General features: G+C 66.4%; 12 protein-coding genes and 1 pseudogene. 7 read left to right on the forward strand and 6 right to left on the reverse strand.

Annotation, left to right across the window (positions count from 1 at the left end; all coding sequences use genetic code 11):
- The first annotated feature begins 5 nt into the window (after positions 1-5).
- The 4 genes and pseudogenes from R9B84_RS25165 to R9B84_RS25180 all read left to right on the forward strand — a co-directional run bounded on the left by R9B84_RS25165 (position 6) and on the right by R9B84_RS25180 (position 2,343).
- On the forward strand, positions 6-560 hold the full coding sequence (locus R9B84_RS25165; RefSeq protein WP_174381002.1) for a carboxymuconolactone decarboxylase family protein: 555 nt from the start codon (positions 6-8) through the stop codon (positions 558-560).
- A gap of 150 nt (positions 561-710) precedes the next feature.
- The gene (locus R9B84_RS25170; protein WP_423762739.1) at positions 711-1,535 is read left to right on the forward strand and encodes an extensin; all 825 of its coding nucleotides are present in this window, start codon (positions 711-713) and stop codon (positions 1,533-1,535) included.
- A gap of 171 nt (positions 1,536-1,706) precedes the next feature.
- A complete protein-coding gene (locus tag R9B84_RS25175; RefSeq protein WP_423763576.1) occupies positions 1,707-1,937 on the forward strand; it encodes an AbrB/MazE/SpoVT family DNA-binding domain-containing protein in 231 nt (76 codons plus the stop codon).
- Positions 1,915-2,343, forward strand: a pseudogene (locus tag R9B84_RS25180) (PIN domain-containing protein). The gene R9B84_RS25175 and the pseudogene R9B84_RS25180 overlap by 23 nt, the downstream one beginning before the upstream one ends.
- Positions 2,344-2,445: 102 nt before the next feature.
- On the opposite strand, the gene ahpF reads toward R9B84_RS25180, so the two are convergent.
- From ahpF to R9B84_RS25200, 4 genes are all read right to left on the reverse strand, one after another.
- Positions 2,446-4,044, reverse strand: a complete 1,599-nt coding sequence (gene ahpF / locus R9B84_RS25185; protein WP_423762740.1) for an alkyl hydroperoxide reductase subunit F — start codon at positions 4,042-4,044, stop codon at positions 2,446-2,448.
- Positions 4,045-4,162: 118 nt separating this feature from the next.
- Positions 4,163-4,726 carry an alkyl hydroperoxide reductase subunit C gene (gene ahpC / locus R9B84_RS25190; RefSeq protein WP_152863664.1) on the reverse strand — a complete coding sequence of 188 codons (564 nt, stop codon included), beginning with the start codon at positions 4,724-4,726 and terminating at the stop codon, positions 4,163-4,165.
- Between the two features lie 342 nt (positions 4,727-5,068).
- Positions 5,069-5,293, reverse strand: a complete 225-nt coding sequence (locus tag R9B84_RS25195) for a ribbon-helix-helix protein, CopG family (protein WP_423762741.1) — start codon at positions 5,291-5,293, stop codon at positions 5,069-5,071.
- 113 nt (positions 5,294-5,406) lie between these two features.
- A complete protein-coding gene (locus R9B84_RS25200; protein ID WP_423762742.1) occupies positions 5,407-6,303 on the reverse strand; it encodes a LysR substrate-binding domain-containing protein in 897 nt (298 codons plus the stop codon).
- A gap of 177 nt (positions 6,304-6,480) precedes the next feature.
- Here R9B84_RS25200 and R9B84_RS25205 point away from each other — a divergent pair, with 177 nt between their 5' ends.
- The 3 genes from R9B84_RS25205 to R9B84_RS25215 are packed head-to-tail and all read left to right on the forward strand — an operon-like array spanning position 6,481 to position 9,433.
- A complete protein-coding gene (locus R9B84_RS25205) occupies positions 6,481-7,647 on the forward strand; it encodes a branched-chain amino acid ABC transporter substrate-binding protein (protein ID WP_423762743.1) in 1,167 nt (388 codons plus the stop codon).
- Positions 7,648-7,665: 18 nt separating this feature from the next.
- Positions 7,666-8,190, forward strand: coding sequence for an L-2-amino-thiazoline-4-carboxylic acid hydrolase (locus R9B84_RS25210; protein ID WP_423762744.1), 525 nt, complete (start codon positions 7,666-7,668; stop codon positions 8,188-8,190).
- Positions 8,183-9,433, forward strand: coding sequence for a Zn-dependent hydrolase (locus tag R9B84_RS25215; protein WP_423762745.1), 1,251 nt, complete (start codon positions 8,183-8,185; stop codon positions 9,431-9,433). Before R9B84_RS25210 ends, R9B84_RS25215 begins: the two co-directional genes overlap by 8 nt.
- A gap of 81 nt (positions 9,434-9,514) precedes the next feature.
- Here the strand turns inward: R9B84_RS25215 and R9B84_RS25220 are convergent, their stop codons facing one another.
- Complete coding sequence (locus R9B84_RS25220; RefSeq protein WP_423762746.1) at positions 9,515-9,994, reverse strand: GNAT family N-acetyltransferase; 480 nt, start codon at positions 9,992-9,994, stop codon at positions 9,515-9,517.
- A gap of 11 nt (positions 9,995-10,005) precedes the next feature.
- Positions 10,006-10,860, reverse strand: a complete 855-nt coding sequence (locus R9B84_RS25225; protein ID WP_423762747.1) for a c-type cytochrome — start codon at positions 10,858-10,860, stop codon at positions 10,006-10,008.
- Positions 10,861-10,936 lie beyond the last annotated feature (76 nt).

Genomic DNA, 10,936 nt, shown 5'->3' on the forward strand with positions numbered 1-10,936 from the left:
TCACCATGACAGACAGACTGCCACCGTTCGATCCCGCATCGGCCACCGACGCCCAGAAGGCCGTGCTGGCCGATATTCTCAGCGGCCCGCGCGGCAATTTGAACGGCCCGTTTCTCGGCTGGATCGCAAGCCCCGAGCTTGCTCAGCACGCGCAGAAGCTCGGCGCGTTCTGCCGCTATCGCACGGGCCTGCCGCTGCGGCTGTCGGAGCTCGCGATTCTCGTGACGGCCGCGCGCTGGCGCTCGCAGGCCGAGTGGCACATCCACCATCCGATCGCGCTCGACGCGGGTGTACCGGCCGCGACCGCCGACGCGATCCGGCGCGGCGCCGAACCTGCATTCGAGTCGGACGACGATGCGTTGATCCATGCGTTCGCGAGCGAGCTGTACGACACGCGGCGCGTCAGCGATGCAACGTTCGCGCGTGCACAAGCGCGCTTCGGCCACGAAACCGTCGTGAATCTCGTTGCGCTGCTCGGCTATTACGCGCTCGTCGCGATGACGCTGAACACGTTCGGCATGCGCGCGGACGGGCAAACCGATCTGCCGTTTCCGGAGTAAGCGCCGTGCATTGATCGTGCCGGAACGGCGGCGCGATACGTCTGACGATCGCGCCGCCGGCATCAATGCAACCAAATGTATTCATGCGGGATCAACGGCCGATCGCCGCGTATGATGGCTTGTTCACGTCGACATGATCGGTGAACAAGCATGACGAGTACCCGCAAGACCTTGATGATCGCCGGAGGGCTCCTGGTAGCCGCAGCCGGCACTGCATACGTAATGCTCCTGCGCGCGGACCATCGTGCGATCGAAGACGCCGGCATTGGCGATTCGTCCGCGCCGGTTGCCACGGCGCCCGTGAACAACGATCACGCGGTGCAGGGCGCTATCGCGCCGCCGGTACCGGCTGCCGCGACGGCAGCCCACGCCGATACGGCGCAGAAACAGGTGGCTGTTCCGCCGCCACCATCCGTACCGGCGCAGAAACAGGCAGCTGTTCCGCCGCCACCCACACCGGCACCGGCGCCGGCAGCACCCCCGCGCGTCAGCGCCGCACCTGCATCTGTCCCCGCCGTTCCGGTTGTCAGCGAGAAAGCACAGCCGGTGACGAAGCCGAGCGCACCGCCGCCGAAGGTCAACGTCGTGACGGTCGATGCGCAGGATTCGACCCCGCCGGCTGCACAACCGGCACAGCCTGCACAGCCTGCACAGCCGGCCGCGCCATCGCAGGTCACGCAACGCGCACCGCGCAAGCGCGACGGCCTCGAACGCCATGCAGCCGCAGCACCTTCAGCAACGAAATCCGAAACGGCGGAGACGGCCGCGCTCGTGAGGGAGTCGGCGAAGCTCGATCCGTCGTTGCCGCCGCCGCCGATGTCATCGATGCCGGCGGGTTCCGGTTCGACTCGGCAGGGTGGTTCGTCGTCCGGCGCGAATCCGGTTGCCGCCGCGATGACCGAGCAACTGGTCAGGCAGTCGAGCAGTTTCAAGGCGTCGCCTTCGGCGAATGGCGATCCGTCTGCCACCAAGTAAGCCGCGCGATTCGAGCGTGAATTTTGCGCGCAGATGATCGGGTATCCGGCATTTGACTGATGCGCCCGTTGCAGGGCAGTCGCGGGTGGTTCGATCTGTCCGGCGGAGGCACGCGTTCTTGCGGCCTCCGATTCCTTGCCTTAACGTAAGGAAATCTGAATCGGAGGCGCAATTGCATCGGCAACCGTGACATCGAAGAGGCGGGTCACCATACCCGTGGACGTGAGAACCCGCCTGGGTCTTGCGACCGGGGATCGAATCGAGTTCATTCTCAACGCACAGACCGGGCGGTACGAAGTCGTTCACGCCACGAGTTCGATTACCGCTCTCAAAGGCATCATTCGCAAGCCGGCAAGACCCGTGTCGATCGAGGACATGAATGCCGCGATCGCGGAGCGGTAGCGCCGGTGCGACGATCGGTCTCGACACGAATGTGCTTGTGAGCTATCTCGTGCAGGATGACCAGGCGTAATCGAAGAAGGCGACCCGGCTGGTCGAATCGCTGACTGCCGAGCACCCCGGCTATATCACGCAGGTTGCGTTGGTCGAGGTTGTTTGGGTGCTTGCGCGGGCCTACGGTTCGGACCGCGACGAGATCTCGCAGGTGATCGAGGCGCTATTGCGGACAAAGGAACTGGTCGTCGAAGCCGCGGAAACGGTCTGGAAGGCATTGCGCGTGTATTCCGGCTCGTCCGCGGATTTCTCCGATTGTCTGATCGAACGGACGTGCCATGAGGCGCAATGCCAATACACGATGACGTTTGACGCGAAAGCGGCCAAGGTTGCCGGGATGCGACTCGTCAGTTAAGGACAATTCGCTATTTTTCTGCGCCTCCAAGCGTCGACACAAAAAAAGGACCCCGCACGCCGACCAAGGCATGCGGGGCCAAGAGAGACAAACTGTTGTGCGTTACGCGGCGACCGCTTCTTCGGCCTGCGGCTGAACCGCTGCTGCCGGCGTCACGTCCTGCCGGATCAGGTGGTCGAACGCGCCGAGCGATGCCTTCGCGCCTTCACCCACCGCGATCACGATCTGCTTGAACGGCACCGTCGTCACGTCGCCAGCCGCGAACACGCCGGGCACCGACGTCGCGCCGCGCGCATCGACGACGATCTCGCCGTGCTTCGACAGTTCGACCGTGCCTTTCAGCCATTCGGTGTTCGGCACGAGGCCGATCTGCACGAACACGCCTTCGAGATCGATGCGCTGAGTTTCGCCCGAGCGCAGGTCCTTGTAGACGAGCCCGTTCAGCTTGCTGCCGTCGCCGGTCAGCTCGATCGTCTGCGCCTGCGTGACGATCGTCACGTTCGGCAGGCTGCGCAGCTTGCGCTGCAGCACTTCGTCCGCACGCAGTTGCGCGCCGTATTCGATCAGCGTGACTGCCTTCACGATGCCGGCGAGGTCGATCGCGGCCTCGACGCCCGAGTTGCCGCCGCCGACCACCGCGACGCGCTTGCCCTTGAACAGCGGGCCGTCGCAATGCGGGCAGTACGCGACACCGCGATTGCGGTATTCGCGCTCGCCCGGCACGTTGATTTCACGCCAGCGCGCGCCGGTTGCGAGGATGATCGTCTTCGCCTTCAGCACCGCGCCGTTCGCGAGGCGGATCTGGTGCACGTCGCCCGGGATCAGCGCGTCGGCGCGCTGCACGTCCATGATGTCGACGTCGTACTGCTTCACGTGCTGCTCGAGCGCGGTCGCGAACTTCGGCCCTTCGGTTTCCTGCACCGACACGAAGTTCTCGATCGCCATCGTGTCGAGCACCTGGCCGCCGAAACGCTCGGCGACAACGCCCGTCGCGATGCCCTTGCGCGCCGAGTAGATTGCCGCGGCCGCGCCTGCCGGGCCGCCGCCGACGATCAGCGTATCGAACACCGGCTTGTTCTCGAGCGACTTCGCGGCACGGGCGCTCGCACCCGTATCGAGCTTCGCGAGGATTTCCTTCACGCTGCTGCGGCCCTGGCCGAACGATGCGCCGTTCAGGAACATCGTCGGCACGGCCATGATCTGGCGCGACTCGACTTCATTCTGGAACAGCGCGCCGTCGATCGCGACGTGGCGGATGCGCGGGTTGATCAGCGACATCACGTTCAGCGCCTGCACGACTTCCGGGCAGTTCTGGCACGACAGCGAGAAATACGTTTCGAATGCGTAGTCGCCGTCGAGCGCGCGGATCTGTTCGATCACGTCGTCGTCGAGCTTGATCGGGTGGCCGCCCGTCTGCAGCAGCGCGAGCACGAGCGACGTGAATTCATGGCCCATCGGAATGCCGGCGAAGCGGATGCCGGCCGGCTTGCCGGGCTCGCCGATCGAGAACGACGGCTTGCGCTCGGCGTCGTCGCGGCGTTCGGTCACGGTCACGCGATCCGTCAGCGACGCAATCTCGTTCAGCAGCGCCAGCAGTTCCTGCGATTTCGCGCTGTCGTCGAGCGAGGCGACGAGTTCGATCGGGCGCGTGATCTTTTCGAGGTACGCTTTCAGTTGGTTCTTGAGATTGGCGTCGAGCATGGCGTTTCGGATTCCGTATTAATGATTATGGTCGGGCACGTCGTGCCGGAGCAGGGGCTGGCCGCGAGCGGCGGCGGCCAGACGTCGCGCGCCTCGTGCGAGGCGCGCGGAGCGATCGTCAGATCTTGCCGATCAGGTCGAGCGACGGGGTCAGCGTTTCCGCACCCGGCGTCCACTTGGCCGGGCACACTTCACCCGGGTGCGCCGCGATGTATTGCGCAGCCTGCACCTTGCGCAGCAGTTCGCCTGCGTCGCGGCCGATGCCGTTGTCGTGGATTTCGCACAGCTTGATCTCGCCTTCCGGGTTGATCACGAACGTGCCGCGCAGTGCCATCCCTTCTTCCTCGATCAGCACGTCGAAGTTGCGCGACAGCGTGAGCGTCGGGTCGCCGATCATCGGGTACTTGATCTTGCCGATCGTGTCCGACGTGTCGTGCCATGCCTTGTGCGTGAAGTGCGTGTCGGTCGACACGCCGTAGATTTCGACACCCAGCTTCTGGAATTCCGCGTAACGGTCGGCGAGGTCGCCCAGCTCGGTCGGGCAGACGAACGTGAAGTCGGCCGGGTAGAACACGACGACGGACCACTTGCCCTTGAGGTTCTCTTCCGACACGGACACGAAATCGCCGTTGTGGTATGCGGTTGCCTTGAACGGCTTGATTTGGGTGTTGATGATCGGCATCTGGTGGTTTCCTTTGCGTCAGTGGTGAGTGGAGTGTTGCCAGTATCCGGGTTCACCCTGATTTAGGGAAATTGCTTGTTTCAATCCAGGGCATCGGGAATTTCTATCTGCTTCCGGCCCTTGATTGGGCGGGGTGGGCGGGGAGGGACGTTTGACGCACTGCGTGCGGGCGGGCGGTCGCGAGTCGGGCGCCCGTTCGGTGAGAACGTGAGGGAATGTGTCCTTCGGGGTGAAGGGCTCGTTTGCCGCGACGATGCGGGCGGGAAGGCATCAAACGACACCGTGCGATGGCGGATCGAGTCCGGGCCCGCAGATCGCCGATCTGACTGTCGGCGCGCTGCTTTACCACTCGGTTCGCAAGCTCTCTTGACTGACGACCGGACGGCCCTTCCATAGACCAAACACGTCGTCGGCATATGTCCTTGCGTGCTGCGCGATATAGGCATCGATTGCGTCGCGAATGATCTCGGCTCGGGAGCTGTCCTTGATCGCCGCGATGGTGGCTAACGCGGCAAGCTGGTCATCCGACAGATCGACCGGAATTCTGCGCATTTCGACTTCCGTCACGTGAAACGCCCATCATGACGATCCGGCCGCGCCAGTGCAAGGTCGCGGCAAGCCCGATACGCGTGTTGCGTTCCGGATCAGCCGACCGGCGGCGCAGCGGCGGCGTGCTCCGCTCATATCCCCGCCATCTTCCTCAACCATTCCGCCAGCCGCCGTGCCCCGTCCGGCATGTCCGCGTCCTCGCGCGTGCACAGGTAGTAATCGCGCCCGTCGTCGAGCGCGTGATCGAACAGCTTCACGAGCTCGACGTTCGCCAGTTCGCGCTCGACCAGCGGCGCGCGCAGCAGCGCGGCGCCGAGATCCGCGCGTGCCGCGCTCAGCGTCAACTGGCCATCTTCGAACATCGGCCCCACCGCGTGCGACACATGCCGCACGCCGGCGCCCTGCAGCCAGTTGACCCACGTGCTGCGATCCTCGTCGTGCACGAGCGGCGCATGCGCGAGATCGGCCGGCGTGCGGAACGGCCCGTGGCGCTTCAGGAACGACGGGCTGCACATCGGCACCATCGCGCCCGGCAGCAGCCGCTCGCAGCGGTAGCCGGGCCAGTCGCCGGTGCCGAAGCGGATCGACAGGTCCGACGCATCGCTTCGGTAGTTGCGGTGATGCGCGTACAGCACGGTCACGTCGACATCCGTGTTGTCGGCCAGGAACGCATGCAACCGCGGAATGAACCAGCCGATGCCGAGCAGCGGGATCAGGCTGACGGTGATCTGCCGCAGCGACGACCGGTCGCGCACGAAGCGCGTCGCGCTGCGCAGCACCGAGAACGCGGCGCTGATCGAGCGGTAGTAGTCGCGTCCTTCGTCGGTGAGCGCGAGCAGCCGGCCCTCGCGCACCGTCAGCGGCGTCTGGATGAACGCTTCGAGCAGTTGCAGCTGATGGCTGACCGCCGACGGCGTGATGTCGAGCTCGCCCGCCGCCGCGGTGACCGACCCGAGACGCGCAAACGCTTCGAACGCACGCACCGCGCGCAACGGCGGATCGTGCGGCAATTGTTCGATATTTTTCATGTATCGAATTTTATCGAAAAGTCGGGGTAAGCGACAACATAAAAATATCTTGTGTTTACAGTGTGTTGGGTTAATGTGTCGAGAACGGAATAAGCATCCAACAATTGAGTATTTGGGGTGCGGATGCGGAATATTTAATATTTTTCATGTTTTGATCCGATTCACCGATCCCCGCACATGAAAATCCCTTTCCTTCACGCCAGCCTCGTTTTCTCGGCGGCCGCCCTGGTCGCCTCCGTTCCCGCGTTCGCGCAGTCCGCGCCGCAGCCGATCCTGATCGGCCTCGCCGCGCCGCTCACCGGCCCGTCCGCGCGTATCGGCAAGGACCTGCAGAACGGCGCGCAACTCGCGATCGACGACGCGAATGCCAAGCATCCGACCATCGGCGGCAAGCCGGTCGTCTACAAGCTCGTCGCGGCCGACGACCAGTCCGATCCGCGCACGGCCGTCGCGGTCGCGCAGCAGCTCGTCGACCAGCACGTGATCGGCGTCGTCGGTCACTGGAACACGGGCTGCAGCGTGCCGGCGTCGCGCGTCTACCGCGATGCGGGCATTCCGCAGATCGCACCGGCGTCCACCGGCCATCAATACACGCAGCAGGGCTACGCAACGGCGTTCCGCATCATGGGTCACGACGATGCGGGCGGCAACTTCACCGGCGCGTATGCGGTGAAGACGCTGAAGGCGAAGCGCATCGCGGTGATCGACGATCGCACGTCGTTCGGTGCGGGGCTGGCCGACCAGTTCGTCAAGGGCGTGCAGGCGAACGGCGGCGCGATCGTCGATCGCCAGTACGTGAACGACAAGACGACCGACTTCAGCGGCGTGCTGACCGCGATCAAGGGCAAGCGCGCGGATCTCGTGTTCTTCGGCGGCCTCGATGCGCAGGCCGCGCCGATCGCGCGCCGGATGCGCCAGCTCGGCGTGAACGCGCCGCTGCTCGGCGCGGGCGGCTTCGTGAGCCAGACCTTCCTGTCGCTCGCGGGCAAGGACGGCGACGGCGTCACGGCGCTCGAACCGGGCCTGCCGCTCGAGCGGATGCCGGGCGGCAAGGCGTTCGACACGCAATACCAGGCGCGTTTCCGCGCACCGATCGAACTGCACGCGCCGTTCGCGTACGACGCGGCGGCCACGCTGATCGCGGCCGCGCAGAAGGCCGGCACGACGCAGCCGGCGAAGCTGGTCGCGGCGGTCCGCGCGATCGACCGGCCCGGCGTGACGGGGCGGATCGCGTTCGACGGCGAAGGCAACCTGAAGGCCCCGGCCTTCACGATCTACCAGGTGCGCGGCGGCAAGTGGACCGTCGTCGACGTGCTCGGCGGCACGCGCACCGCGACCCAATAAACGACACGGACGATCCCCATGACCGAACCCACCCGGACATCCGCCGCCGCACCCGAGGACTCGCGCCTCGGGATCCTCGCGCGGCGCCGCATCGAAGCGGAAATCATCAAGCCGATCTACGAGATCATGAAGCGCGAGTTCGGCGCCGAGCGCGCGCAGGCCGTGATCGCGGAAGCCGTGCGCGGCGCGGCCGTCGACGCGGGCCGCACGTTCGCCGCGCAGGAGCCGGACGGCACGAGCGTGAAGTCGTTCATCGCGCTGCAGGTGCTGTGGGAGAAGGACGATGCGCTCGACGTCGAGGTGCGACGCGCGGATGACGCGCACTACGACTACGACGTGCATCGCTGCAGCTATGCGGAGATGTATCACGCGATGGGGCTTGGCGAGATCGGCCACCTGCTGAGCTGCGCGCGCGACAGCTATTTCATCCAGGGTTATGCACCGGGCATCGCGCTTACGCGCACCAGCACGATCATGCAGGGCGGCAAGCGCTGCGATTTCCGCTACGCACTGCAGAGCGCGCCGGAGAACGGCGATGCGTGACGACAACGTGAGTGCGCCGCGCGTCGACAGCGACCGCCTGTGGGCGTCGCTCGACCGGATGGCGCAGATCGGCGCGACGCCGAAGGGGGGCGTCTGCCGTCTCGCGCTGACCGATCTCGATCGCGAGTCGCGCGACCTGTTCGTGCTGTGGGCGCGCGACGCCGGTTGCACGGTGCGCGTGGACCGGATGGGCAACGTGTTCGCGCGCCGCGCGGGCCGCAATCCCGCCGCCGCGCCGGTGCTGACGGGCTCGCATGCCGATTCGCAGCCGACGGGCGGCCGCTACGATGGCATCTACGGCGTGCTCGGCGGGCTCGAGGTCGTGCGCGCGCTGAACGACGCGGGCATCGAGACCGAACGCCCGATCGACGTGGTGATCTGGACCAACGAGGAAGGTTCGCGTTTCGCGCCGGCGATGATCTCGGCCGGCGTGTTCTCGGGCGTTTATACGCTCGAATACGGGCTGTCGCGCACAGATAGCGCGGGCAGGACGATCGGCGAGGAACTGGCGCGGATCGGCTACGCAGGTGCGGAGCCCGTCGGCGGTTATCCGGTGCACGCGGCGTACGAACTGCATATCGAACAGGGCGCGATTCTCGAACGGGCCGGCAAGACGATCGGCGTCGTGACGGCCGGACAGGGGCAGCGCTGGTACGAGGTGACGCTCACCGGTGTCGATGCGCATGCGGGCACGACGCCGATGGAATTCCGTCGCGATGCGCTGGTCGGCACCGCGCGGATGATCTCGTTCATCGACGTGCTCGGCCGTCGTTACGCGCCGTACGCGCGCGCGACGGTCGGGATGATCGACGCGCGGCCGAATTCGCGCAACACGGTGCCGGGCGGCTGCTTCTTCACGGTCGAATTCCGTCACCCCGACGATGCGGTGCTCGACGAACTGGACGCGGCGCTGCGTGTGGAACTCGCGCGTGTGGCGGAAGCGTCCGGCCTCGGCGCGCAGATCGAGCAGATCTTCAAGTACCCGCCGATCCCGTTCGCGCCGCGCTGCATCGACGCCGTGCGTGACGCGGCCCGGGCGCTCGGGCTGTCGCACATGGATATCGTGTCCGGTGCGGGCCATGACGCATGTTATGTCGCGCGTGTCGCGCCGACGGGAATGATCTTCGTGCCGTGCGTCGACGGGCTGAGCCACAACGAGGCCGAGGCGATTACGCCGGAATGGGCGGCGGCCGGTGCCGACGTGTTGTTGCGGGCGGTGCTGCAGAGCGCGCAGGAAGCCTGAGCCTGACGAAGGCGGCCCGGCGGGCAGGTGTTCGCCGGGCCGCATCGATTCTCTGCTGACGACGCAAATGCGCGGTTCGCTTCACGCAGACGGCGCGTGCCGATCGATGTATCGCCGCATCACATGGAACGCGGTATCGGTGCGCCCCGGCATCGTCACGGGCGCACCATCGGCCGCAAAACCGAGCTTTTCATAGAACCGGTACGCCGCTTCGCGTGCGGTACACCACACGAGCGCGGCACCGCGTTCCTCCGCGTGCCGCACGCACACCTGCACCAGCACCCGTCCGAAACCCATCTCGCGCACGGCAGGGTGGACGGCCATCCCGCGAAGCCGCCATGCCGGCAGCGCAGGGTCGTCGTCGCGCGGTTCTTCGCACAGCGACGCGACGGCAACGATGCCGGTTCGATCGCGTACGCCGACGTGCAGCGTCGTCGGTGCATGGTCGCCGGGCAGTTCGCATGCATTCAGATCGCCGTTCAGCAGGATCGTCGCCCGGAGCGCGTGCGTCTGCGCGGCTTCGATCGATGCGATGGTGAACAGCGGGTCGCCTGACGTCATCTGCGTTCCTCTTATTGTGCGTCCGCGCGTGACTTGCCCGCCTTGCGCCGCGCCATATACGCGAGATACGCGACGATCTGGTCGAGTTCCCGGTCGCTCAACTGATCGGGCGGAAACGCCGGCATGCTCCGGCCCGGCCAGTCGCGTACCGACGCCGGGTTGCGGATGTAGCGGCGCAGCGCGGCGGGCTGGAAGTAGTCGACCGGATTCATCGGTGCGTTCAGGTCGGGGCCGGCATGGCTGCTGCCCGCGCCGTCGACGCGGTGGCACGCGAGGCATTGCGTGACGAACAGCTGCTGGCCCGCGCGGGCCGGATCGTTTTCGGGCAGCGCGGGATCGACGGCGAGCGACGGCCAGCGCGCGACCGGCGACGACTCGATCGTGACGCGCACGATCTGGTACGGCCACTGCTCGCCGCGCACCGACGACGCATCCGGCCCGAGCCACACGAGATAGAACGGCCCGGCGCTGACCTGCTTGCCGGGCAGCTTCGGCCACGGATGGGCCGAATCCTCGATCGCGAGCCACGCGACGGCGCCGGCCGGCGCGCGGCGGCGCACGAGATCCAGCGGCAGTTGCGCGGCGAAGCCGTCCGCCGCGCGCGTTTCGAGCACGCCGTCGGCCGGCAGCGGCGTGTCGCCGAGCAGCGCGGCGAACGGCACGGCGCGGAACGTCATCGGCCGGCCGTATGCGATGTCGCGCGGCACGTGGATCTCCGTCGCATCGGGGCGCGCGAGCAGCGTCTGCCGCGTGAGGGCGCGGGCCGTGCCGTCGGTCTCGAGTTCGAGCGTGGACTGGGCCGACGCGCGTTGTCCGATCAGGCAAACCGTCAGCAGCACAAGCGAAAACCACTGGCGCTTCAGCATTCGTTCTCCGGGAAAGGGCGTTGCGGCGGCAGGACGCAAGCCGCGGCCGATGGAAGGAATCGGGCGACAGTCTATC

The sequence above is a fragment of the Burkholderia sp. NLJ2 genome (assembly GCF_049487195.1).
Taxonomy (GTDB): Bacteria; Pseudomonadota; Gammaproteobacteria; order Burkholderiales; family Burkholderiaceae; genus Burkholderia; species Burkholderia pyrrocinia.

Bases quoted from the DNA above. Each gene is read 5' to 3' on its own strand.
- R9B84_RS25165 (WP_174381002.1), top strand. From the start codon at position 6: ATGACAGACAGACTGCCACCGTTCGATCCCGCATCGGCCACCGACGCC.
- R9B84_RS25170 (WP_423762739.1), top strand. From the start codon at position 711: ATGACGAGTACCCGCAAGACCTTGATGATCGCCGGAGGGCTCCTGGTA.
- ahpF (WP_423762740.1), bottom strand. From the start codon at position 4,044: ATGCTCGACGCCAATCTCAAGAACCAACTGAAAGCGTACCTCGAAAAG.
- ahpC (WP_152863664.1), bottom strand. From the start codon at position 4,726: ATGCCGATCATCAACACCCAAATCAAGCCGTTCAAGGCAACCGCATAC.
- R9B84_RS25200 (WP_423762742.1), bottom strand. From the start codon at position 6,303: ATGAAAAATATCGAACAATTGCCGCACGATCCGCCGTTGCGCGCGGTG.
- R9B84_RS25205 (WP_423762743.1), top strand. From the start codon at position 6,481: ATGAAAATCCCTTTCCTTCACGCCAGCCTCGTTTTCTCGGCGGCCGCC.
- R9B84_RS25210 (WP_423762744.1), top strand. From the start codon at position 7,666: ATGACCGAACCCACCCGGACATCCGCCGCCGCACCCGAGGACTCGCGC.
- R9B84_RS25215 (WP_423762745.1), top strand. From the start codon at position 8,183: ATGCGTGACGACAACGTGAGTGCGCCGCGCGTCGACAGCGACCGCCTG.
- R9B84_RS25220 (WP_423762746.1), bottom strand. From the start codon at position 9,994: ATGACGTCAGGCGACCCGCTGTTCACCATCGCATCGATCGAAGCCGCG.
- R9B84_RS25225 (WP_423762747.1), bottom strand. From the start codon at position 10,860: ATGCTGAAGCGCCAGTGGTTTTCGCTTGTGCTGCTGACGGTTTGCCTG.